A 24,846-nucleotide genomic window follows, 5' to 3' on the forward strand; every position below is an offset into this window, starting at 1 on the left:
GGAAGTGTATCTTCAAATGAAAGCAAACTTGATTATTATAGCTGGCAGTATGCTGGCTATAACGGGGTGCCAGACACTCCATACTGCAGAGCCAAGTTCTGATAGTACAACCCACACTGTTACAGCTAACGCTAAAAACAAAAAATCAGCGACCGTAACCCTTGATCAAATTGAAGAACAAGTTGCTGAAGTTAACGATTTATGGCTCATGATCGGCAATCAAATGCGCTTTCCTGTTGTCGATAATGCTTTAGTGGCTCAATACCGCCAATGGTACATCGAGAATCCTACGCATTTAGAAATCGTGACTCAACGTGCTCAGCCATATCTGTATTACATTGTCGAACAGTTAAAAAAGCGCAATTTACCTTTAGAGCTAGCATTGTTACCTATTGTTGAAAGTGGCTTTGACCCACTCGCCTATTCACCAAGTGATGCCTCGGGGTTATGGCAATTAACCGCGCCAACGGCCATGTCGTTCGGTGTAAAGACAAATTGGTGGTATGACGGACGCCGTGATGTTGCCTCATCGACAAAAGCTGCTTTAGATTTAATGGAATACCTCTACGCCAAAATGGATCACAATTGGTTATATACCATTGCCGCTTATAACTCAGGTGAAGGCCGAATATTCAATGCAATAAAACATAACCAGGCCCGTGGAAAATCGACAGATTTCTGGTCACTATCGCTGCCTCGGGAAACAGCTCATTATGTGCCTCAGTTATTAGCATTGGCCGATGTCATTAAACATGCAGACAAGTACGGTATCAATTTAATCCCTATTGATAATTCACCTCAGATAGAGGTAGTCAATATTGAAAGTCAACTCGACATTAACTTAGCTGCTGATTTGGCTCAAATTGACATAAATGATTTAAAAGCGATTAATCCAGGTTTAAAGCGCTGGGCAACCGCCCCACAAGGTCCACATCAATTGATTGTACCTAGTGAAAAAGCGGCTTCCTTTAAACGAGCATTAGCCACTATTGAACCAAACTCCCGTATTAACTGGGTTCGGTATAAAATTAAATCTGGTGACAGCATCAGTGAAATTGCCGACCAATTTGAAACCACTGCAACATTAATAAGAAGCAGTAACGGTATTAAAGGCAATAATATTGTTGCTGGTCGTTTTTTAATTATTCCTGTTGCGGCAAAAGATCCCGATCTCGTCACCATGACCGCAGACCAAGTACTCGCGCGTAGAACCGTGGTTAAATCAAGCTCGAACAAGCAAGCTTATACCATTAAATCTGGTGATTCATTATGGAAGATAGCGCAGTCACAGCAAGTGACCGTCGCACAACTAATGAAGTGGAATAATCTTAAAAAACAATCCACGTTAGCCATTGGCAAATCATTAGTTATTTTTCCTAATGAAGTCGCCTCTCTCACTGCAAGCAATGATAAAACGGTTAGCTATCGCGTACAATCAGGTGACTCTTTAGCGCGTATAGCACTTAAATATAAGGTTACCGTTGCAGAGTTAATCGAATGGAACAGTTTACAAAACAGTAAATTGATCCAACCAGGACAGATACTGAAATTGATTATGACCAATAGCTAGTTAGCTTTGCCAATAAGGCACAATTAATGAACAAAGGCTAAAATAGCTATTGGTATGAGTTAAACACTCAGTTAATTTCAGCCATAAAAAAACGGACAAGTGAACACTTGTCCGTTTTTTTATGGCATAACATTAGCATTAATAAATCCACTGGTTCACAGTGTTCAATAATTTGATTAGGCTAACCATACTGTTATTACTGTACATTACTATCCATTTTTAGCCTAGATAACCTCGACTCGGGATAATAAACGGTTATCAAACAGTCCTTTCCTTTGTCTCGCTAACTGTGTTGCATTGACTTGCAATAGGCTAGCTATTGACGTACCAATGCGCCTTGTTAGCAAAACAAATGACAAGTTTGATATAAAATAGGCTGAATATTGTCATTTCGACTCACATATCCCACTTCTTACACCGAGTTGAGGTTAGTTAACGGCAAACCGTATAGCAGTAACAAAGCCGCTTTGAATAAGGCTGTAGTATTATTCATATAGAAGCACCTACAGCCCTTGTCATTAATGGATGATTTAAATTCCAAGCTTCTTAAACAATCCTTCTTTTAGCTTTTCTTTAGCTTTATCAGCCTCATCTTTAAATTGGCCTTCCAATAACGCTTTGGTATCAATGCCAAACTTAGGCTCTTGGAATGTACCTTTGATAGTTAACGGAATGTCGATACCTTTCAGTGACTCATCAGCAGCTTCGCCTTGTCCTGATAACGACCCAACGACACTGGTTGTTAAGGTGTAATCCAACGCTTCGGTGGCAATGTTTGCTGTGCCTTTACCATTTAAGCGAATTAACGGTGAAGCCATCGCTAAATCAGGGTTAGTCACAACAGCATCTTTCATCGTGAAACTACCGGTCAAACTGGTAAAATCGGTTTTCAGCTCTTCTTTCTTATCTGCCGATAAATCACCTTTCAATTTTTGCTGCGCGCTACGGATCATCTGTGGAATGTTAACCCCATACAACGAGCCATCTGCTACTTCAAACTGACCCACTGCATTAAGATTGTTTTTTAGATTATCAGCAATCAAACTGGCACCGCTGCCTTTAACTTCAAAACTCGCTGTTCCAGAAAGTAAATCCACTTCAGCAGCATCGATTAATAACGGACGAATTTGCACCCCAGTTAACTTTTTATCAAACACATAAGTTGGTACCGCTTTACGACCATCAAGCTTAGCGCTAAGTGCTAGCTTACCTTCATATAAATCGGCTGTCAGCGACGATAACGTTAATACACCTTTATTAATGGCCATTTTCATTTGCCAATTTTGCGTTAACATATTACTGACTTTAATTGATTTAGCGGTTAAGTTTAGAGTTAAATCTATACTCTTTAATGCCGATAAATCAGGTTCTTGAGTTGACGCAGTTTCAGATGTTGCCTCAGTTTCTTTCGCATCGCCTTCTTGCTTTGGCAGTAATGCATCGACATCAATATCGCCAACATCAAGATTCATCGCAATTTTAGGAATGCTATTACCATAATTAATCTTAATATCGCCAGTGGCAGCTAAGTCCATAGCTGACATTTTAGTCAATTGCAGCTCAATGGTTTTGGCATCTAATGCCATCGTCATTTGTGTACTCAGCTCTGCGGTAATCGCTTTGCCTGGCAAGCTATCGCCTTGGGCTTTATGCACCATGTCAAAATCATTAATCGTGACATTCTGCAATGCTTGGTCGACTTTAACTTTGCCTTGCCCAGATGACGCTAACTGCATATCAGGCAGTGTCGCTGAAAACTCGTAAGCAAAATCAGCGAATTGTCCTAGGCTGAACTGTCCTAAAGTAAAACTTTTTAGACTGAAGGTTTGAGTCGTATTGCTGGCCACATCAATAATATTGATATTCGTATTGGTAAGTTCAATGCCGCCAATATCTAAGGTCTGTAAAGACATCGCTTCTGAATTGCTTGAGGTTGATTGCGGTTTTTCTGCCGATGTTTCAGCAGTCAAACCATCAAAGCTGGTCTTGCCGTCTTTTTGAGTAACTAAGTTGAGTGTTAAGCCATCAAGCTTTAATAAATCAACTTCAATTTGTTGGCTAAATAATGGCATCAACGCCACATTAGCCACGGCCTCATTAACATCAAGCATCGAAGCTGGGGTAAACCCATTTGGGTTCGATAACGAAATGCCCCCAAGCTTGATGCCTAAAGATGGAAACACGCTCCAACTTAAATCTTGGCTGATTTGTAAATCACGGCCAGTTTGTTTTTTTACCGCATCGACAATTTGCGGTTTAAAATTATTTAAATCGAAAAACATTGTGAGGTAGACAGTTACACCTATCACTAACGTTAGCACTATTGCTAACAACCACTTTATTAGTTTCATTTTTGCTTCCTTGTCTGTCGCTATTTTAAGTTAAAATAGCTAAATCCAGTGCCTGCCTACTGACAGCAACACCATTTAAATCTGCGTAGATCATCATTCCAGGAGAAATACTGATGCCAGCAATCTCAATTGTGACATTAACCTCTCCTACGCCTTTTTTGTCAGTTTTAATGGGATTAGCGCCTAAAGCTTGCACACCAATTAACATGGTGTTAATGGTTCCAGCGTCACGAATACAACCATTAATGATAATACCTTCCCAACCATTGTCACATGCACTTAAGGCTATCATGTCGCCAAGCAATGCACGTCTTGTTGAGCCACCTCCGTCAACAACCAATACTTTACCGTGACCCTTTTTAGCTAATTCAGATTTTACTTTTGAATTGTCTTCAAAACATTTAACGGTCACGACTTCACCATAGAATATCGATTTTGCGCCGAATGCTTTCCATGGATTTGACAACAACGTCAATTGTTCAGGGTAATAATCAAATAAGTCTGGCAATAGATCTAACATGACTCCTCCTTGTAGATCAAAATCTTAGGTTACCGAGAATGAGTATATTCAACAAGTATTGTTAACGATATATTATTACACTCAAAAAGTACCGTTAACTTAGTATATCAACATACCCACAAATCAAGTTAAAGAGTGACTTATTCAATGAAAATGAATATAATTTATAAAAATAACGTAAAAAATCATACTTATGAGTGAAGATTTAAATTTACAGAAAATGATGGATGCGTTTGATGAGTTAGACTTCGAACAACGCACTACCACAAACCTTGAAAATGCCCGTAATAAGCAGCAAATGACAGCGTATATTGACTCGTTGGATTTCAGTTTGCGCCGTTTATTAATCTTGCAAGACACGGTCAATACTATTGTTGAGCAGAAACAAGTAAACCTGCTTAAACAAGAGCATATTCAAACTTATAAAACTAAGATAATTAACCTCTCACGCCAGTACAATATCTCATATCAAGATGTCATCAACATTATGGTGCAAATATCACACTAGTACTGCTGAAATACTTGAATCTATTTCTGAGAGAATAAGTAACCTCAGCTTGAGTGAACAGGTGAAATAAATCGCTAAAATGGATTTATTTCAAGTCTGCTATGGCAAACTTGCGATGTATTGTACTCATAATGATTTTTTCATCAGTCAGTTACTATATCAATAACATGGCTATTTCAAGTGAAAACACCATCGATAGTAAGTTACAGAGTCTGTGAGATAAAGAGCTGTTTGGGCATCACTCATTATCTCGAACGGAAGCTAGTCAGGCTAATAGAACCAACCTGACTAACGGCGGGTTATTTTACTTTAAATTGGTCTACAAGTTGATGTAACTGAATAGCACCTTGTTCTATATCCATACTGCCTTTGTTAATGAGCTCATTCTGAGTTCGATTTTCTAGCGACATGTCATTGATGCGAGTAATATTCATATTCAATTCGCCAATAACAGTGCTTTGCTCTTCTGTGGCTGCTGCTATTTGAACATTCATTTGCGATATTTGCTCAATTGAAGACTTAATATTTTCAAGCGCAACTACAACTTGTTGAGTTTCATTGACCGTTTCAGATGATTTGACTTTAGCCCTAGCAACAGAAGCATTAACACTGTCAATGGCACTTCTGATTGCGTCGATGATAAGATTAATTTCACTTGTTGAAGCTTGAGTTCGGCTAGCAAGCGTTCGAACTTCATCAGCAACAACAGCAAAACCTCGACCAGCTTCTCCCGCTCTAGCGGCTTCGATGGCAGCATTCAACGCTAACAAATTAGTTTGATCTGCTATTCCCACAATCACATCCAGAATTTGACCAATCTTACTTGAACTTACTTGTAAGCCTTTAGCAACCTCTTCTGTCGCGGCTAATTCACTGGATAATTCAGATATTTTTTTCATTGCATTATCAACAACGTTAGCAGATTTGTCTGCCTCTTTATCAGCATGGTGGGTACTGTCTGCTGCCAGTTGCGCATTAGAAGCCACTTCTGATGCGGTCATCGACATTTCATTTATCGCAGTAGCCACATTCTCAGTTTCGGCTTGTACGTTAGATGAGATTTGATTGGCCTGCTGTGCAATCGTCGACATATTTTGTGCTAAGCGACTCGACTCATCAACCGAGTGGCTGACAGATATAATGACTTTCTGGATTTTATCAATAAAAGCATTGAAATGATGTGCGATTTGTTTGAGTTCATCATTACCCTCTTCAGACAAACGTAAGGTCAAGTCCCCCTCGCCCTTGGCAATATTTTTAAACGCGCTAATGGTTTCAATCATCGGCCCTGAAATACTGCGAATGATAAAAAACAGCAATAAGATGACAGGCAGCCAAACCAGAGCCAATAACAATAAGTATTGCGAAATGAATTGGTTTTTATCATTTTGAATATCATCGACATAGATACCCGTCCCGATAATCCATCCCCAGGGCCTAAAACGCTTGACCACTGACATTTTTGGACTAGGTTGTTCCTGTTGTGGTTTGTTCCACATATAATCTACTCGTGCTGAATCCTGCTGTTCGGTACGTTGGATCATTTGTTCAAACAGCTTAACGCCATTTGGATCTTGCATTGCTAATACCTTGGTATTCACCAATTGCTTAGCAAAAGCATGTTGGATCATCGTCCCTTGAGTATCAATACTGAAATAATACTCATTGCCTGAATAGCGTAATTTATCAATTGCCGCCAAAGCCATGACTTTGGCCTCATCTTCGCTCAGGCTTCCAGACTGAGCATCTTGATAATATTTATCCGCGATGGTGGTAGCGATGTCGACCAAAGCATTCAGTTTGGCTTCTTTTTCATTAATTAACACGTTTTCAACTCGTGTTAATGAAAACCAAAAAACGATAACAGTAGCAATGATCGCTAAGGCCAACATTCCTAATAAACGGTTTGCAATCGTCGTTTTACGAAAAAGCATATTAATTGGGTTCATACAGGCACCATGACATTATGATTATTATTAAAATGGTTATGAGATGAAAACTGACACGAACTCAGCAATGTTAGTTATAGTATAAAATAGACTCAGTAACAGGACTGTTTTATCACTGCTGTGTTTTGTTGATGAGTTGTTCACGATAGTGCTTCGCAACCGACAAATATAGTAGACTTTATTATAATGGCTAAAAAGGGCCCCTTAATTATTCCATGCTGCATCTATCGTAATAATGCAGCTTGATCTGGTTCGATATGCCAATCGATATTTCTGCTCAATAGCGTTTCTATTCCGCAATAAAGATGATTACTTCGCAACAATAACCATCTCAATTTGTGCTCTTAACCACACAAAAGCGGGATCGGTCTCAGTATTCATGTGCCAATATAAATGGGTATCAATGTCCGGTAGTTCAAATGGCATTGTGCACACATGTAAATCTGGATGTGTAAATTGCTCCGCTAAAGAGCGCGGTAAGGTCAACATAAAAGGCGACCCTATGACAATTTTCGCGGCTGTTTGGTAACTCTGGCATCGGTATTTAATGTGCCGATTAATACCTTGTTGTTGTAACAAAATATCTTCCATTACTCGGCCAGTGGGCCTACTCGATACTGCTACATGCTCAGCATTGGCATAGTCGGTTGGAGTCAGCTTCGTACTAGGCTCTAAATACATTGCATGTTGTCGACGGTCTATCAACACACAAAATGGATCTGACAATAGGGTTTTGTGAGCTAAAGGGGCATTCACCGCTCGCGCAACATCAATGGCTAAATCCACCTCCCCATTGGCTAATTGACGCGCTATATTTTCGCGAGATAATGACATACTGGCTATTTTCGCATGCGGAATTAACTGCGAAACTTGCTTAATCAGCGTCGGCATTATTTGGCTTTCTAGCGCTTCATGAATGGCTATTTTAAAAGTTTGCTCCGTAGTAAGCGGGTCAAACTCCCCACATTGCTGCAGTATTTGCCTTATTCGATTTAGCGCACTTATAAGTTGCGGAGCCATACGTTGACAAGCAGCTGTCGGTTGCATTTGCAGGCCTTGGCGTACAAATAGCGGGTCGTTTAAGACTAAACGTAATCGTTTTATCGCATGGCTTACTGCTGATGGCGTTATAAACAACGACTTTGACGCTAAAGTCATGTTTTGTTCAGAATAAAGCGCTTCAAATATTTTCAACAAATTAAGGTCAAGCTGCTGAATTGCTTTAGTATCTGCCATCTTGACCTCTATTGTTAAATGAATTTGCCACACACATCTATGAATAGCATTCATCACAACCTAGCATGTTATTTCATTTCATTCACTCAAAATACTGCGATATGCTGAACTCTTAACAATAGCTTGGTCACATACTGACAATAACTGAGGCTTACGTCACACAGGATGCTTAAATGAATATCTACGCTACAGAAAAATCACAACAATATTTAGCGAAAGTAACGTTGTTTATTAATCAATATATCCTCCCAATTGAAGCTGAATTACTCGCAGAAAATAGACGAATCAATCACAGTTGCGATTGGACACGTTGGCAACTGTTACCGCAAATAGAAGCACTTAAAGCTCAAGCAAAAGCACTAGGATTATGGAATTTATTTCTACCTGATGCCACATTAGGTAAAGGGCTGACTTGTGTTGAATACGCCCCCTTAGCTGAAGCAATGGGGCGATCGCTTCTGGCCCCAGAAATCTTCAATTGTAATGCACCAGATACCGGTAACATGGAAGTGCTTTATCACTTTGGTGATAAGCAACAACAGCAACAATGGTTAACACCTCTACTAGCTGGCGAAATCCGATCAGTATTTGCGATGACAGAACCTGACGTCGCCTCATCGGATGCCACCAATATGCAAGCCACTATTATTGAAGACGGTGATGATGTTGTCATCAATGGCCGCAAATGGTGGTCAACGGGTTTGGGCCATCCAAATAGTAAGATCATGATCTTTATGGGACTGTCTCATAGCGACGCACCAAAACACCAACGTCATAGCATGGTATTGGTGCCGATGGACACGCCTGGGGTCAGCATCACACGTATGTTAACCGCCTATGGTGATTATGATGCCCCTTATGGCCATGGAGAAATGGAACTCGTTAATGTACGAGTACCCAAAAGTAATGTCATTATGGGTTTAGGTAAAGGCTTTGAAATAGCTCAAGGTCGATTAGGCCCCGGTCGTATTCATCACTGTATGCGCGCGATTGGCGCAGCAGAACGAGCCTTATCATTAGCGATTGAGCGCGGCAAATCTCGAATCGCCTTTGGTCAGCCTATTATCAAATTAGGCGGTAATCTTGAACGTATAGCCCAAGCGCGCATGGCAATAGAACAAGCTCGATTATTGACACTTAATGCCGCGTGGAAAATCGATAACTTAGGCGTCAAGCACGCCATGACCGATATTTCTGCAATTAAAGTGGTTGTCCCGAATATGCTGACCCAAGTCGTCGATATGGCGATTCAAATATATGGTGGTGCAGGCATGAACCATGACACACCATTAGCAGGTTTTGCAGCAATGGCCCGCAGTTTACGTTTAGCCGATGGACCGGATGAAGTGCATATGGCCATGGTGTCGCGTCTTGAGTTAGCAAAGTACCAATAATGGTGATAACAATGAAACCAATAGAACAACAACATGTGGTGATCACCGGCGCGGCATCGGGCTTAGGTAAAGCTCTTGCGCTTAAATGGGCGAGTCAGCATGCCGAAGTGTGCGTTGCAGATATTAATCAACCAGCTGGCGAACAGGTGTGCCAAGAAATCGAAGCGTTAGGAGGCAAGGCTTTTTTCGTGCCTTGCGATATCACCAACACAGACAGCATTACAACCCTCGTAAAAGTACTGAATGAGCGTTGGCAACATATCGATGTATTAATCAATAATGCTGGCGTGGCTTCTGCAGATAAAATAGAAGCTGAACCTATGTTGCAATGGCGTTGGATTATGGAAATCAACTTATTTGGTATCGTTAACATGTGTCAGCAATTTGTACCGCTTTTTAAACAACAAGGTGTTGGCAGTATTGTGAATGTGGCATCACAAGCGGGTTTAACCCCAATCCCATTTATGTCCAGTTATAATGCATCAAAAGCGGCTGTGGTATCGTTGTCAGAAACGTTGCGCTTAGAACTTGCCGATGACAATATTAATGTTAGCGTGTTATGCCCTGGCTTTTTTAAAACAAATCTTGGTACTAGCTTACGCACCCAATTACCAACCATGGAAAAACTCATGGGTAAGCTATTTGATAAGTCACCTATCAATGCAACACAAGTGGCAGACATCGCCTATCAAGGCGAAAAGAACAAACAATTTCTATTACTGACACATCAACAAGGCAAACGGCTTTATCAGTTAAAACGTTTATTGCCTTTACATTGGTATTTTAAACTAGTGTTAAAACAAACACAGCGTCTTAGGCAATTGTTAAGGGAGGAACAAGCTTAATGAACCAACAATATCTTGATAAAGCTAAAACGGTTCGTACCGGCGAGGAGCTTGACGCAGCGGTTATCGACCCGTGGTTAAAACAGCACATTAATGGGCTTGAAGGTGAGTTAACTATAACCCAGTACACTGGCGGTGCATCCAATTGGACTTACTGTTTAAGCTACGCTAATCGCGATCTTATTTTACGCCGTGCACCTAAAGGCACCAAAGCCAAAGGTGCTCACGACATGGGGCGCGAGTATCGATTACAGCAAGCACTTAAACCCGTGTACCCTTATGTGCCTGCAATGCTGGTACATTGCGATGATGACAATGTCTTAGGGACTGAGTTTTATGTCATGGAAAAGCTCAATGGCATTATCCCAAGACAAAATCTTCCTAAAGGCTTAAAAGTCGATAAACAACAAGCCAGAACCCTTTGCACCAATGTGATTGATTGTTTAATCGAGTTACACAAAGTGGATATTGATGCAGCTAACCTTAACCACATCGGCAAAGGCGAAGGTTATACTCAGCGTCAGATTGATGGCTGGAGCCAGCGCTACACTCAAGCTAAAACTTGGAATGTGCCCTCTGGTAAAAGTGTGATGACTTGGCTACAACAACATAAACCAGCACAAGAAACCATTTGCCTAACCCACAATGACTTTCGGTTTGATAACGTGGTGTTAGATCCAGATGACATCAGTAAGGTCAATGGAATACTTGACTGGGAACTGGCAACACTCGGTAATCCATTGATGGATTTGGGCAATACCCTCGCCTATTGGGTTGAAGCCGATGATGACTTTTTAGCTCAAATGACTCGCCGCCAACCCACACACCTTGATGGCATGCTCACTCGCAAGCAAGTGGTGAAATATTACTGTGACAAAATGGACATCACTATTGAAGATTTTCGCTTTTATGAAGTATTTGGTTTATTCCGTTTAGCTGGCATAGTGCAGCAAATTTATTATCGCTATCACCATAAACAAACACGCAACCCTGCATTCAAACAATTTTGGATTTTTTCACATTATTTGTTGTGGCGCTGTAAACGTGCAATGAAGCAAAAAGGATAACCGTGGCGAATATTTATTTAATCCGCCATGGGCAAGCAAGCTTTGGCGCTAATAACTATGACAACTTATCAAGTTTAGGCCATAGCCAAGCAAGGCATTTGGGTGAGTATTTTAACCAACGCTTAATTCAACCTAACCATGTTATTTGCGGCAACATGACTCGTCATCAACAAACTCGTGATGCTTGTTTATCGACGTTGTCACCACTTTTATTGAATGAGTCATTACAGATAAGTACTCTTTGGAATGAGTTTGACCATGAGAATGTTATTGCGGTTTATCGACCAGACTTAGCCAATCCAGAAGCGATGAAGCATTACCTTCAACAACAAACTTCACCCACCAGGGCCTTTATCGAATTATTTAGTCAAGCCATTGAGCAATGGCAACAACAATCAAATTACGCTAACGATAACTATAACTATAACTATAACTATAACGAATCTTGGCAACACTTTACTCAACGTGTAAGCCAAGGATTACAACAACTGATCGAGCAGACAAATGACAATGACACTGTGTTTGTATTCACCTCTGGTGGCGTAATTAGTGCCGCGATAATGCAAATATTATCAGTACCAGAAGGTCAATTTTTTAATATCAATAAACAGCTAGTTAATTGCGGTGTGAGCCAATTACAGTTAAAACGACAACGACTGAGTTTAATTACCTTAAATGAGCATAGCTTTTTTGATGGGGAGCAACGCCATTTACACAGCTTAATTTAAGTTATATTCACTTTGTGAGTATCGTTAAGTGACGATGCTCAACACATTTAGCAAAACAATTAAAACAAAAAAAAGAGCACATTATGAAACGGACAAACATATTAATCACTGGGGCGAGTTCAGGTTTAGGCCGCGGTATGGCAATTGAATTTGCTAAGCAAAACCATAATCTAGCCTTGTGTGCTAGACGAATAGTCCGCCTCGAAGAATTAAAGCAAGAATTATTGGTGATTAATCCCAATATACAGGTGTTAATTAAATCACTTGATGTGAACGACCACCCACAAGTATTTGAAGTATTTAGTCAATTTAAACAAGAGTTAGGCCAACTTGATCGCGTCATTGTTAATGCTGGAATGGGCAAAGGTGCTGCAATTGGTAGCGGTTTTTTTGAAGCTAACTTACAAACTGCGCAAACTAACTTTATTGCTGCAATAGCCCAATGTGAAGCTGCGATGGCCATTTTTCGTGAGCAAAAAAATGGCCATCTTGTCACTATTTCTTCGATTAGTGCAGTGCGTGGATTTAGACGTGCCATGACCGTTTATGCGGCTACAAAAGCAGCCTTAACGTCGTTATCTGAAGGTATCCGTATCGATGTGATGAACACACCAATAAAAGTGACGTGTATACACCCTGGCTTTATTCGCAGTGAAATTAATGAAAAAGTTAAAACGGTTCCGTTTATTGTCGACACCGAGACAGGTTGTAAAGCTATGGTGAAAGCGATTCAAAAAGAGAAAGCTAATGCTTATGTACCGAGTTATCCATGGGCTATTTTGCATTGGGTATTACGTATTGCGCCGCTTAGTGTGCTGCGTAAAATGAGTTAAATTTTTTTAAGAAAATGAGCTAAAACAAAAATGCCAAACTCTATGTTTGGCATTATTTTATTACGCACATTAACTTCAATGATATTTATTAAGCTGCCACGACTTGTCTGGCTTTACGCAATGGGTGCAAACGATTATGCATCACTTTAATGGTGTCGAATTGTACTAGCGATTTGCTGTCTGATAACTGACAGTATTGCGATAGAATCATCACTGTTGCGGCTTGTAAGCCATTATCAACCACTAATGCTAATACTTTTGAATAACCACAATTAAGTTGAAATAACTTACCGACTTCGCAATAAACACACTCATCACTCACGTCGAAAAACCAAGACTTGGGCATTTGTGATTGTAATAAAAAATGGGCAGCGGTGGCATTTAAAGCGGTTTGTACAATACCTGCATCAGAGATGTGTAGCACTTTAGGAAGTGTTTCGAGCATTTTAATGTAGAATTTTGCGTGTTCAAGATTAAATTCAGTTGCGGTTAACGCATCTGGAATTAATAGTTTTGTCTTGTATGGGGTTAAGAACTCCATCTCGGAACCCAATGAAATACTTAGCTGCTTGCAAGTTTCATTGTATTCCCAATGCCAGTCCTTGTTTGGCATTAATAACATGGCAATCTGCACCTAAATGTTGAACACTTGTGCATAATAGTTTATTTTTCACCCAATATCAAAATTTAATTATAAATTATAACATAAATTTCATAGTGTTAGCGCGATCGAATGATCTAAAATTCGATCGCGGCATGATTTTTGATCAATAACGTTATATTTTAGTCACTATTTTTTACAATAAGCTCTAGCGATCTGATCAACCAATTTAGGACCTTGATAGATAAAACCAGAGTATATCTGCACCATAGTTGAGCCAGCGTCAAATTTAGCTAAAGCATCTGCTGCACTATTGATCCCACCAACACCAATGATCGGGATCTTACCTTGTAAACAGATCGCTAATTGTTTGATCACTTGTGTTGATAAATCCGTCAACGGTTTGCCACTTAACCCACCCATTTCTTCAGCATTTTTTAATCCAACCACATTATCGCGGCTTAAGGTGGTGTTGGTAGCGATAACACCATCAAACTGATTACTCATCAATGAATCAGCTATCGCGCTAATTTCTTCTAAGCTTAAATCAGGCGCAATTTTTAGCGCCACTGGCACATATTTACCGTGTTTAGCGGCTAATTCAGTTTGTTTGGCTTTAATTGAGCTAAGTAAGTCATCTAATAACTCACCGTATTGCATTGAACGTAAACCAGGAGTGTTAGGAGAGGAAATATTAACTGCAATATAGCTCGCATATTGATAAACCTTTTCCATACAAATTAGGTAGTCATCTTTACCCTGCTCTACTGGAGTGTCTTTATTTTTACCTATGTTCACGCCAACCATAATGTCAGACTTTTTGGCCATTAAATTACGAACCAGATTATCGACACCTTTATTATTAAAACCCATGCGATTAATAATGCCTTTGGCAGGTTTTAATCGAAATAAACGCGGTTGATCGTTACCGGCTTGTGGCCGTGGTGTTACTGTCCCGACTTCAACATGGCCAAAACCCATTGCATGAAAAGCATCAATTGACTCGCCGTCTTTATCTAATCCTGCAGCTAAGCCGACAGGATTTGGGAACGTCAGTCCCATACAGGTTACAGGAGCAGATTTAACCTGTTGACGATAGAAACAATTTAACAGATTGTTTCCGGTCATTTTCAAACTGCCAATCGCGATATTGTGGGCTAACTCAGGGTCCATCTGAAACATTACTTTTTGCGCGAGTTTGTAAAACATGTTTTCTCCTAGACCTAAAAAAAACCCCGGCAATCGCCAGGGCTTATTCACATTATAAAAACTACTTCTGACCTTCGCAATGCAAAATCAGCAAGTTCAGTTCTCTTAAGGCGACTGAGAACTTAGCAAATTCATGGGTTTGAGAAACCTTGAAGTCGGCTAGCATGTGATACCATCTTTCAAGCAATGGTTTGTTTAATGTAATCCATTGATTAATAACACTATCTGCATCACAAGTATCTGTACAAGTACGTAATACTGCAGAACTTAATGCTCGTTGTTGCCAATCAAGTTCTTCTCTGAATGCCGCACGCGCAAGTGCTTGCCAATGGTTTGCTACAGGTTGAGCATTGATTTGTTCTAAGAACCAATGTAATTCAACTTTTGCACCGAGTTTGAAGTAAGTTTCTGATACCAGATCAACTGACTTATTCTCGATTTGAGCAATTTGTGCAATGTCTAACGCAGAGAATAATGTACTCATTTTAGCGACAATTAGTGCAACTGCTTTAGGGACATTTTCTTTTACTAGAGTAGTAATTTCAGCAGAAATCACTTTAACTTCAGCTTCAATCATATACTGGTCAACGTTAGCTTTAAGCTGTTCAAATACAGGCTTAAAGAATGCCACTGTTTGATCAATATCATGAGCACGATTGCGATGACGAATAAACCAACGACATGCTCGACGCATATTACGACGTAACTGATGTAGCATTTCACCCTGCACATGTGCCGGAATAACACCATTTAACTCAGTAATAGAAGCGGTTAACTCATCAAGACCAAAGATTTCTCGGGCCATAGTATAACTAATAGCCGCTTCAGCAACTGTTGCACCGGTCTCATCTTGCATACGTTGTACAAAATTAAAGCCCATATCATTAACCAATTCATTAGCTAATGATGTAGCAATAATTTCACCACGTAGAGGATGTGCGGTCATTTTATCAGCGTATTTTGCTTGTAACTTTTTAGGGAAATAAGCCACTAATAACTTGCTTAAAAATGCATCTTCAGTGATTTCAGGTGTCACGAGCTGTTCTTTAAGTACCATTTTAGCGTAAGCAACTAATACCGATAACTCAGGACGAGTTAAAGCACGGCCATTGGCTAAACGTTCGGCAAGATCGTCATCAGTTGGTAAGAACTCAAGTGCGCGGTCAAGTTTACCGTCTTTTTCAAGATACTGAATAAAACGAATTTGCTCTTTAAGCTGTGACACACCATGTACTTGGGTAACCGAAATCGTACGGGTTTGATCTTTACAATCTTTAATCACAATTTCACTGACTTCGTCAGTCATGTCTTCAAGTAAACGGTTACGCTGTTTAACGGTTAACTCACCTTCTGCCACTAACGTGTTTAAGAAGATTTTGATGTTAACTTCGTTATCTGAACAATCTACACCGCCAACGTTATCGACGAAGTCGGTATTCATACGGCCGCCATTAGCGCAGTATTCAATACGGCCTAATTGAGTGCAACCTAAGTTACCGCCTTCACCGATGATTTTGGCACGTACTTCTTTACCATTAACACGTAAGGTGTCGTTGGCACGGTCGCCTACTTCAGCATGCGATTCTTTGCTCGACTTAACGTAGGTACCAATACCACCATTCCAAATCAAGTCTACTGGCATTTTCAGTAGTTCTTTCATCAGTTCAGTTGGGTTCATGGTGTCTTTGTCAGTGTCCAACATTTTCTTGATTTCTGGTGTCAATTTAATTGACTTAGCAGAGCGTAAGAATATCCCGCCGCCTTTAGAAATCAGTTTAGCGTTATAGTCTTCCCAGCTTGAGCGTGGCAGTACAAATAAACGCTGACGCTCAGCATAGCTTTCTGCAATTTTGGGCGTAGGGTCAATAAAGATGTGCATATGGTTAAATGCAGCGACCAATTGAGTTTGCTCAGATAACAGCATACCGTTACCAAATACGTCACCAGCCATGTCGCCAATCGCAACACAACTAAATGGAGTCGTTTGACAATCTACACCAATTTCACGGAAATGGCGTTTAACCGACTCCCATGCACCGCGTGCAGTAATACCCATTTTCTTGTGGTCATAACCGTTACTACCACCAGAAGCAAACGCATCGCCTAACCAGAAGTTATATTCAATCGCAATCGCATTAGCAATATCTGAGAATGTTGCCGTGCCTTTGTCAGCAGCAACAACCAAATATGGATCGTCTTCATCGTGACGTACAACATCTGCGGGTGGAACCACTTCACCATTAACAATGTTGTCTGAAATATCTAATAACGCACGGATAAAGATACGGTAACATTCTTGCCCTTCAGTGAATAATGCTTCGCGGCCACCTTCTGTCGGCAGTTGCTTACACACAAAACCACCTTTTGCGCCTACAGGCACAATCACGGTGTTTTTAACTTGTTGTGCTTTTACTAAACCGAGTACTTCGGTACGGAAGTCTTCACGACGATCAGACCAACGTAAACCACCACGGGCCACTTTACCACCGCGTAAATGCACACCTTCAACACGAGGCGAATACACGAAAATCTCAAACTTAGGCATCGGCTTAGGCATTTCTGGGATTAAGCTCGGTGCAAATTTAAACGAGATATAGTCTTTCGCTTTTCCGCCAATAGCAGTTTGATAGAAGTTAGTTCGTAATGTGGCGTTAATTAAATCTAAGTAACGACGAATAATACGGTCATCATCTAAGCTTGAAACGTCATCAAGTTGTATGTTCACCTGTTCAAGGAACTTACTTAAGGTGCGCGTTTTTAGTTTAGGGTTAAACTTACGGATGAACATTTTCACCAATAAGTCCGCTAATTTAGGATAACGGCTAAACGTTTCTTCGATGTACGACTGACTGAATGTTGCATCAATTTGACGCATATACTTAGCATAAGCACGCAAAATAGACACTTCACGACCACTGAGGCCTGTTGACAGTACCATGCGGTTAAAGCCGTCATCTTCTAACTTCTTCTGCCACACTTGCAATAAAGCCGTTTGGAAACGGTCTTGACTGTCGGCTAGATTCTCTGTGGCAGCGCCTTGCACTGTCATTAAGAAATCTAAAATCCAGAATGTCGCGCCATCATTGGTTTTCACTTCGTACGGACGTTCATTGATCACGCGTAAGCCAAAGTTTTCTAGCATTGGCAAAACATCAGACAAATGAATTGGCTCGTCTTTATGAAACAGTTTTAAGCGAACTTTATTGTCATTTAACGCCGACTCTTGTGGCTGATAGAACAACATGCCTAACTTGTGATCATCATCCAAAGCTTCTAAATGCTGCATATCAACCACAGCAGAACTTGGTAATACATCATCTTTATAGCTAGGTGGGAACGCATTTAAATAACGCTTTGTCAGTCCTGTTCCAGCTTGTTCACCAACGGCATTGTTTAATGCAGTGTGCAGTTTGTCATCCCACGAGCGAGCGGCTTCAATAAGATTTTTTTCAATGGCGGCCACATCAACATCCATATTGTTATTATCAACTTTGATAATATAGTGAGTGCGAGCCAGAGTAGACTCAGAAAAATACGTGGTGAACTCAACATCTTCATTACTTTGGAAATGTTGTGCCAAAATACGTTGAGTGTCTTGGCGTAACTTAGTGTTGTAGCGGTCTTTAGACACATACACTAAACACGACAAGAAACGACCATAACCGTCTTTACGCACAAACAGCTTTAACTTATCGCGATCTTGCATTTCCAAAACACCATGAGCTATGTTTGATAGCTCAGGATCTTTAGCTTGAATTAGCTCATCACGAGGTAAGTTTTCAAGAATGTTCATCAACGCTTTATAATCATGCGAGCGCGGAGTTAGCCCAGAATTATCAAGAATCCGCTGAACCTTTTCGCCCAATAATGGAATTTCGCGTGGGCTACGGTTATAAAGATTTGAAGCATATAAACCAATGAAGCGATCTTCACCGATTACGTTGCCTTTTTTATCGAAACGTTTAACACCAATATAATCTACATAAGCCGGACGATGTACACGACTTTTAGCAGAGCTCTTGGTGAGAACAAGTAAGCTTTCATCTAATGCCTCTTTACGGGCTGAATCAGATAAACTTGAAAGTAATAAACCACGCTCACTGTGTGAGGTTTTTGAACGGTTCATTAGCCCTAAGCTAGATTCAATATTAGGAACAAGCTCAACATCACCTTCAACACGTTTTAAATCGTAATAACGATAGCCAAGCAAAGTGAAATGATGGTTGTTCAAGTAGTTTAAAAAATCAACTGACTCTTTCAATTCCGTTTTATCACCAGGGAATGGACGTGAAGGTAATTGCTTAATAGTCTCGGTTAATGTATCTGACATTAATTGCCAATCATTGACCGACGCTGAAACATCAGCAAGTACAGATTGAATTTCTTTTTCAATCGCTTTAATGTCAGCATCACTATTTTGTTTATCAATTTCGACCAAGAATACAGCAACATTATTGCTGTTATCAGATGTGTCATTAACAAATGACACATCTGACACATTGTTGTTATTACCACGTACAACGGCTAATGGCGTATGTAACATCACATGGGCAGTGATGCCCATTCGATTTAACGCCATTGAGAGCGAGTCAACCAAGAAAGGCATATCAAGTTGGATAACCTCAATAATGCTGTGAGTTGACTGCCAGCCATGTTTTGCTTGGCTAGGATTAAATACACGGATGTGGGTTTGATCCTGGGCCGTTTTATTCAGCGCATTCCAAAGGCTCACTACAGCACCATATAAATCACTGTCATTACGAGCATTGAGATCGTCTTTTGACATATGGGCGTAGAGGCAATTGGCAAATTGCTCAACTTGTTTGGCTTGAGAATGAGGGATTTTTGTGTGAATTAAATTGACTACATTTTCCAGTAGTACTGAAGGCATTGCATCTTTCAAGGCCATGTTGCAGATTCCTTAAGCGTCTATGGCAGCGCTCTTATCATTATATGGATGCTTCGGCTTGTTGATTGTGTCGGTCCGAGTCATTTTGTGTGTAGCACGTAAATAACTGTTTTTCGTTTAACAAAAGAAACTCATATTTGAGATCTTGTGCAAAGTTTATTACTAAATTGCTGCTATATCGAGGAAAATTTTAGTGGTACATCCTCTATAAATCCAGTCGGCAGCATAGATTAGCGTTTAAAATGACATTTAAGTCGTTTGCATAGAGTAACTATGCAAAATAAAAAAGGGAGCTAAGCTCCCTTTTTTATTTAATTACATGTTTTAGTTACTTTTTTCGCCAAAACATCGCTGAAAGTGCGGGTAGAATAATAATTGCTCCCAACATATTCACTAAAAACATAAATGTCAGCAAAATTCCCATATCCATTTGGAATTTAAGGTCTGAGAAGAACCAAGTGCTCACTCCAATGGCTAACGTTAGGCCGGTAAAGATAACCGCACTACCACGTTCAACGAGAGCTTCGAAATACGCTTGTTGCACCGGCATGCCATTACTGAGTTTATTGGACATCGTCGACAAGATATAAATCCCGTAATCAACGCCGATACCCACACCTAATGCAATCACCGGTAAGGTACTCACCGCTAAACCAATATCAAGCAAGGTCATTAATGCTTGCGCTAATGTTGATACCACATAAAGTGGAATAATTACCGCAATCGTCGCTTTGAGTGACTTAAAGCTAATTAAACACAGTACAAACACAGCGCCATATACATATAGCATCATTGGTAGCTGAGCTTCGCTCACGGCTTCATTTGTGGCGGCCATGACACCAACAGGACCTGATGCTAGCTTAAATTGCAAAGTGTCAGAGTTAAGTTGTGCGGCAACCGCTTTAACTTTGTCTACAACCACCTCGATGGTTTCAGCTTTGTGATCTTTTAAGAACAAGTACACAGGCATAACCGAGCAATTACTATTGAGCAAACCAGATGTTGTCGGTACTTGGCCAACGGCTTGGACTAAACTCGCGGTGGTACGCGGTAAAATCTCCCACTTAGGGTTACCTTCGTTAAATCCTGCATTCACTTTCTTAGCAATAGATGCCAAGCTTGCCGTTGACTCTACCCCAGGTGTATTTGCCATCATCCATTCGAACTGATCTATCTGAGATAACAATGAATGATAAGTACAGGCTTCTGGTGTAGCTTCTACAATCACAGACATTACATCAGTTGTAATTGAAAAATGTTTAGTGATAAAGAAAGTGTCTTGGTTATAACGAGAGTCTTGATGCAGTGCAGGCGCCCCGCCCTGTAAATCACCAATTTGCATTTTGGACGCTTGTTGAAAACCAACCGCGTAAAGTATCGCAGTCGAAATCAATACTACAATGGCATATTTAGGGGTCGCAAATTTAGACAAACCACGCCAAATATTTTCAATTTTTTGACGTTTTTCAGGAGTGTCTTGCTTACTCGGTAATTCAAAATATGAAATCACCAATGGTAGTAAAATCAGATTGGTTAAAATAATAACCGCGACACCTAACGATGCAGAAATAGCCAACTCACGAATAATACCAATATCAATTGACAGTAAGGTTAAAAAACCAACCGTATCAGATAATAATGCAACACCACCGGGCACTAATAAGCTACGAAATGCGGACGCTGCAGCGGCTTTAGTTGTTTGGCCATCAAGCACACGACGACGTACAGCATTGATCATCTGTACCCCGTGACTAACACCAATAGCAAACACTAAAAACGGCACTAAAATCGACATTGGGTCCAAACCAAAGCCAACCACGGTTAATAATCCTAATTGCCAAAATACTGCAACCAAACTACACACTAGTGGCAAGACGGTTAGCACTATCGATTTTGAAAATAGGTATACCATTACAGCAGTAATCGCAATGGCGATTAAAAAGAACAGCAGTACGCCTTTAGCGCCCTCAGCAACATCCCCAGCCATTTTTGCAAAACCGATAATATGAATTTTGATCTTATCGTTTTCAAACTTGCCACGAAGCTCTTGCTCTAATTGATTTGCAAACGCAATAGTATCAATAGCCTCACCCGTTTGAGGGTCAAACTCCATTAACTGCGCAGACACCATGGCAGAGGTGTAATCATTACCGATAAGTCGGCCTACAATGCCAGCTTTTTCAATGTTATCACGAACGATTTTAAGACCGTAATCATCATTACTAAAATCAGCAGGGATCACCGGACCACCGGCAAAGCCGTCTTCTACGACTTCGGTAAAACGAGTTGAAGGTGAGAATAACGACTTAACCTGAGAACGTTCTACACCCGGAATAAAAAATAATTGATCGTGCACATTTTTGAGCGCATCAAAAAATACCGGGTTAAATATATTGCCACTGGTATCTTCTACCGCCACCATAATACTGTTAGCACCACCAAAATCTTTTTGATGTTTGGTATACGTTTGCATGTACGAATGATTGAGTGGGATATTTTTACTAAAAGCAGCATCCATTTTTAATTGGCTGGCTTGATACCCTAAGAAAAAAGTAATAAAAATAAACGAAATGATGACCCATTTTCGATTGCGGAATAAATGAGATTCAAATCCATTGACCAGTTTTTCTAACATCTTTTCGGCCCTATTATTGTTGTTTTAATTGTCCAGTTTAACCAAAAGGTTAATCAAGCTGGAACAGTCCCTTAGAACCGGCAAACCATAACTGGCCTTTACTGTCTTTAGCAATTGCCACTATATTTTCACCTTGGCGTCTGGCAACAATTGTTGCTTTATCATCATCTACTGACAACACAATCCCAGCATTTCCCACCAGGTATAGGTCATTACTAGCGGTAATAAGTGCGCTATTAATTGATGATTGGACAGGTAAATTAACTTCTTGCCATGCGGATAGCGTTAAGTCTGACTTAAACACATGACCACGTAAGCCCATGACATAAACATCTTCGCCAACTTCAATGGCATTAAACATTGAACCATCATAATCAAAGTTAGTTTTCGAAAATGTTTGGCCGTTATCACTCGATACCGCGACCAAGCCAAGCTCACCCACAAGCAACAATCGTTTATCTTTCAGGCGAATTAAACGGTTGAAATGGGGTAATAATGAAGCTCGCTCAGATAAATACAATGCTTCATCTTCTGCTTTAAGTTCATTTAAATAGGCAATATCTTCTTCAAATAATAATTCTTGATGAAATTCTTGTTGCCATGTTTTACCGCCATCAGCGGTGCGATAAAATAATCCATAAGCGCCCACCGCAATACCATCAACGGGACTATAAAAACGAATATCTAGAAAAGGTTTCTCTATTTCAGCAGATTGCATCTGCACCGACCACGTTAATCCACCATCTTGAGTGTGGATGATGGTGGCATCATGGCCGACAGCCCAACCTTGTTTGTCGTCGAAAAAAAACACTTTGGTTAATTGAGACAATACAGGGGTCGCGACTTGGTGCCATTGATTATTGTCCAAAAGCAACACATTACCGCGTTGGCCTACCGCGACAAGTTTGTCACCCGCATTAGCAATATCAAGCAATAAAGAGGATTGAGCTAGGGGTTGAATCTGAACAGAGAGTGGATCGAGTTGAGCATCTACTGAAGTAGTATATAAACATGCACTAATCCCAATCGCCACTGCACTGCGAAGCATGCTAAACGTCATACAAACTTCCTTTACAATTTATAGGGGCGCAACCGCGCCCCATTTTATTTATGGCTTGTTAACGAATACCGGCACGTCTTAGGGCGTCTGGGGTAAAGTTAGCTTCAGAAAGCGATGCATCAAAATTATACATGCGACCTTCGTTGTCTAGACCCATTGCTAAATAACGGCGAGATTGAAGATCGTGGAACACTTCTAAGGTACTCCAAAGCGCAGGCACTTCATAATAGTTGATAAGATGAGCGACACCAACACGATAAAGCTCATCGCGATTATCATATATATCAGTTACTGCAACTTGCCATGAATCTTCATCAATATAAAACACACGAGTTTTATATGTATGACGCATGCCTTCTTTTAACGTCGCTTTGACTTCCCATACGCGATGTTTTTCATAACGTGGATATTCAGGGTTAATATGGCCAGGTTTTAAAATTTGGTCATATTTCAACGCATCTGAATGTAAACGATAATCATTGTATGGAATGTAAATCTCTTTCTTACCGACTAATTCCCAGTTATAACGCATTGGAGAGCCGTTAAACATATCGAAATCATCTGTTGTTCTTAACCCATCAGACACAGTACCAGGTGTATCAAAAGCTACGTTAGGCGCTTTACGAACTCGGCGTTGTCCAGTGTTATAAGTCCAAGCTTGGCGTGGAAGAGCCTCTTGATCCATGGTTTCTTTTACAAGTAATGCTGTACCAGCAAGTCGTGCTGGTTGAGTCACAACTTGTTTAAAGTAAAACAATGTATTTGTTTCTTTAAGTTTCTCTAATGTCACCTCTGGACGAGAATATTCAAAACGAATTTCCTCAGCGTTTTCAACCAAAGTGTAAGAACCATTAGACATCGGCGCAGCTTGGCTACGATAGGTTTCTACATCAACACCACGATAACGTAAAATATGATTCCAAATCACTTCTAAACCGTTAGCAGGGATTGGAAATGGCACACCAATGGTCGCCCCAGTAATACCGTTACCTTGTGAAACTAACTCAGCTCTAACGGCATTGGCTTTAGTCGCATCATAAACATATTGAGGTACGGCTGCAGTACGGCGACTTTCATAGACATTCATTTTGTAAGTATCTGGATATACTTCAAATAATTGTTTCTGACCCGGGGTTAAAAACTCAGCATACTGGGCTTTATTTTCATTAGTGATCGTAAATAGCACTTTGTCAGTTGGGAAAGGATCTGGATGATGCATACCCTTAGTGTAACCCGCTATAGGTTTGCTAATACCACCACTCCAAACAGGAATTGAACCATCGGCATTAGCCGCTTTTTCTGCACCCATAGGGGTTAATGTTGTACCCAATTTGTCTGCATCAGCTTGTGATACTTTCGCCAGCGCAGCAGGTGCACTTAGTGCTAGCATCACTGCTGCCGATAATATCGTCAGTTTCTTCATTATAATTA

General features: G+C 40.4%; 17 protein-coding genes. 7 read left to right on the plus strand and 10 right to left on the minus strand.

Going from position 1 to position 24,846, the window contains the following annotated elements; genetic code table 11:
- Positions 1 to 16: 16 nt before the first annotated feature.
- A complete protein-coding gene (locus tag GUY17_RS11805; RefSeq protein ID WP_162023271.1) occupies positions 17 to 1,570 on the plus strand; it encodes a LysM peptidoglycan-binding domain-containing protein in 1,554 nt (517 codons plus the stop codon).
- Positions 1,571 to 2,100: 530 nt separating this feature from the next.
- Here GUY17_RS11805 and GUY17_RS11810 read toward each other — a convergent pair.
- Together GUY17_RS11810 and GUY17_RS11815 are read right to left on the minus strand one after the other, a co-directional pair.
- Positions 2,101 to 3,921 (minus strand): AsmA family protein, encoded by a 1,821-nt coding sequence (locus tag GUY17_RS11810; protein ID WP_162023272.1) that lies wholly within the window; start codon positions 3,919 to 3,921, stop codon positions 2,101 to 2,103.
- A 25-nt stretch (positions 3,922 to 3,946) separates the two neighbouring features.
- Entirely contained in the window at positions 3,947 to 4,441 is a 495-nt protein-coding gene (locus tag GUY17_RS11815) for a putative 4-hydroxy-4-methyl-2-oxoglutarate aldolase (RefSeq protein WP_162023273.1), read from the minus strand.
- A 193-nt stretch (positions 4,442 to 4,634) separates the two neighbouring features.
- On the opposite strand from GUY17_RS11815, the gene GUY17_RS11820 reads away from it, so the two are divergent.
- Entirely contained in the window at positions 4,635 to 4,949 is a 315-nt protein-coding gene (locus GUY17_RS11820) for a hypothetical protein (protein ID WP_101086997.1), read from the plus strand.
- A 299-nt stretch (positions 4,950 to 5,248) separates the two neighbouring features.
- Here the strand turns inward: GUY17_RS11820 and GUY17_RS11825 are convergent, their stop codons facing one another.
- Both GUY17_RS11825 and GUY17_RS11830 read right to left on the minus strand, forming a co-directional pair.
- Entirely contained in the window at positions 5,249 to 6,898 is a 1,650-nt protein-coding gene (locus GUY17_RS11825; RefSeq protein ID WP_162023274.1) for a methyl-accepting chemotaxis protein, read from the minus strand.
- A gap of 309 nt (positions 6,899 to 7,207) precedes the next feature.
- Entirely contained in the window at positions 7,208 to 8,134 is a 927-nt protein-coding gene (locus GUY17_RS11830; RefSeq protein ID WP_174839640.1) for a LysR family transcriptional regulator, read from the minus strand.
- 173 nt (positions 8,135 to 8,307) lie between these two features.
- Here GUY17_RS11830 and GUY17_RS11835 point away from each other — a divergent pair, with 173 nt between their 5' ends.
- The 5 genes from GUY17_RS11835 (at position 8,308) to GUY17_RS11855 (ending at position 13,001) form a co-directional block, all read left to right on the plus strand.
- Positions 8,308 to 9,528, plus strand: a complete 1,221-nt coding sequence (locus GUY17_RS11835; protein ID WP_101086994.1) for an acyl-CoA dehydrogenase family protein — start codon at positions 8,308 to 8,310, stop codon at positions 9,526 to 9,528.
- An 11-nt stretch (positions 9,529 to 9,539) separates the two neighbouring features.
- On the plus strand, positions 9,540 to 10,373 hold the full coding sequence (locus GUY17_RS11840; protein WP_162023276.1) for an SDR family oxidoreductase: 834 nt from the start codon (positions 9,540 to 9,542) through the stop codon (positions 10,371 to 10,373).
- Positions 10,373 to 11,440, plus strand: coding sequence for a phosphotransferase family protein (locus GUY17_RS11845; RefSeq protein ID WP_162023277.1), 1,068 nt, complete (start codon positions 10,373 to 10,375; stop codon positions 11,438 to 11,440). The genes GUY17_RS11840 and GUY17_RS11845 overlap by 1 nt, the downstream gene beginning before the upstream one ends.
- Before the next feature lie 2 nt (positions 11,441 to 11,442).
- Complete coding sequence (locus GUY17_RS11850; RefSeq protein ID WP_162023278.1) at positions 11,443 to 12,168, plus strand: histidine phosphatase family protein; 726 nt, start codon at positions 11,443 to 11,445, stop codon at positions 12,166 to 12,168.
- Positions 12,169 to 12,251: 83 nt separating this feature from the next.
- Entirely contained in the window at positions 12,252 to 13,001 is a 750-nt protein-coding gene (locus tag GUY17_RS11855) for an SDR family oxidoreductase (protein ID WP_162023279.1), read from the plus strand.
- Positions 13,002 to 13,089: 88 nt separating this feature from the next.
- On the opposite strand, the gene GUY17_RS11860 is transcribed toward GUY17_RS11855, so the two are convergent.
- The 6 genes from GUY17_RS11860 to GUY17_RS11885 all read right to left on the minus strand — a co-directional run bounded on the left by GUY17_RS11860 (position 13,090) and on the right by GUY17_RS11885 (position 24,838).
- Positions 13,090 to 13,623, minus strand: coding sequence for a cell division protein ZapC (locus tag GUY17_RS11860; protein ID WP_011637675.1), 534 nt, complete (start codon positions 13,621 to 13,623; stop codon positions 13,090 to 13,092).
- A 168-nt stretch (positions 13,624 to 13,791) separates the two neighbouring features.
- A complete protein-coding gene (gene pyrD / locus GUY17_RS11865; protein ID WP_162023280.1) occupies positions 13,792 to 14,811 on the minus strand; it encodes a quinone-dependent dihydroorotate dehydrogenase in 1,020 nt (339 codons plus the stop codon).
- A 61-nt stretch (positions 14,812 to 14,872) separates the two neighbouring features.
- Entirely contained in the window at positions 14,873 to 19,720 is a 4,848-nt protein-coding gene (locus GUY17_RS11870) for an NAD-glutamate dehydrogenase (protein WP_162023281.1), read from the minus strand.
- A gap of 328 nt (positions 19,721 to 20,048) precedes the next feature.
- Complete coding sequence (locus GUY17_RS11875) at positions 20,049 to 22,355, minus strand: RND family transporter (RefSeq protein ID WP_162023282.1); 2,307 nt, start codon at positions 22,353 to 22,355, stop codon at positions 20,049 to 20,051.
- A gap of 49 nt (positions 22,356 to 22,404) precedes the next feature.
- Positions 22,405 to 23,415: a YCF48-related protein gene (locus GUY17_RS11880; RefSeq protein ID WP_101086986.1), complete on the minus strand. Its 1,011-nt coding sequence runs from the start codon at positions 23,413 to 23,415 to the stop codon at positions 22,405 to 22,407.
- A 58-nt stretch (positions 23,416 to 23,473) separates the two neighbouring features.
- Positions 23,474 to 24,838: a DUF1329 domain-containing protein gene (locus GUY17_RS11885; RefSeq protein ID WP_101086985.1), complete on the minus strand. Its 1,365-nt coding sequence runs from the start codon at positions 24,836 to 24,838 to the stop codon at positions 23,474 to 23,476.
- Positions 24,839 to 24,846 lie beyond the last annotated feature (8 nt).

This window comes from Shewanella sp. Arc9-LZ (assembly GCF_010092445.1).
Taxonomy (GTDB): domain Bacteria; phylum Pseudomonadota; class Gammaproteobacteria; order Enterobacterales; family Shewanellaceae; genus Shewanella.

What these genes read in the sequence shown, in the direction of transcription:
- GUY17_RS11805 (WP_162023271.1), top strand. Translation starts at nt 17, where the DNA reads ATGAAAGCAAACTTGATTATTATAGCTGGCAGTATGCTGGCTATAACG.
- GUY17_RS11810 (WP_162023272.1), bottom strand. Translation starts at nt 3,921, where the DNA reads ATGAAACTAATAAAGTGGTTGTTAGCAATAGTGCTAACGTTAGTGATA.
- GUY17_RS11815 (WP_162023273.1), bottom strand. Translation starts at nt 4,441, where the DNA reads ATGTTAGATCTATTGCCAGACTTATTTGATTATTACCCTGAACAATTG.
- GUY17_RS11820 (WP_101086997.1), top strand. Translation starts at nt 4,635, where the DNA reads ATGAGTGAAGATTTAAATTTACAGAAAATGATGGATGCGTTTGATGAG.
- GUY17_RS11825 (WP_162023274.1), bottom strand. Translation starts at nt 6,898, where the DNA reads ATGAACCCAATTAATATGCTTTTTCGTAAAACGACGATTGCAAACCGT.
- GUY17_RS11830 (WP_174839640.1), bottom strand. Translation starts at nt 8,134, where the DNA reads ATGGCAGATACTAAAGCAATTCAGCAGCTTGACCTTAATTTGTTGAAA.
- GUY17_RS11835 (WP_101086994.1), top strand. Translation starts at nt 8,308, where the DNA reads ATGAATATCTACGCTACAGAAAAATCACAACAATATTTAGCGAAAGTA.
- GUY17_RS11840 (WP_162023276.1), top strand. Translation starts at nt 9,540, where the DNA reads ATGAAACCAATAGAACAACAACATGTGGTGATCACCGGCGCGGCATCG.
- GUY17_RS11845 (WP_162023277.1), top strand. Translation starts at nt 10,373, where the DNA reads ATGAACCAACAATATCTTGATAAAGCTAAAACGGTTCGTACCGGCGAG.
- GUY17_RS11855 (WP_162023279.1), top strand. Translation starts at nt 12,252, where the DNA reads ATGAAACGGACAAACATATTAATCACTGGGGCGAGTTCAGGTTTAGGC.
- GUY17_RS11860 (WP_011637675.1), bottom strand. Translation starts at nt 13,623, where the DNA reads ATGTTATTAATGCCAAACAAGGACTGGCATTGGGAATACAATGAAACT.
- pyrD (WP_162023280.1), bottom strand. Translation starts at nt 14,811, where the DNA reads ATGTTTTACAAACTCGCGCAAAAAGTAATGTTTCAGATGGACCCTGAG.
- GUY17_RS11870 (WP_162023281.1), bottom strand. Translation starts at nt 19,720, where the DNA reads ATGGCCTTGAAAGATGCAATGCCTTCAGTACTACTGGAAAATGTAGTC.
- GUY17_RS11875 (WP_162023282.1), bottom strand. Translation starts at nt 22,355, where the DNA reads ATGTTAGAAAAACTGGTCAATGGATTTGAATCTCATTTATTCCGCAAT.
- GUY17_RS11880 (WP_101086986.1), bottom strand. Translation starts at nt 23,415, where the DNA reads ATGACGTTTAGCATGCTTCGCAGTGCAGTGGCGATTGGGATTAGTGCA.
- GUY17_RS11885 (WP_101086985.1), bottom strand. Translation starts at nt 24,838, where the DNA reads ATGAAGAAACTGACGATATTATCGGCAGCAGTGATGCTAGCACTAAGT.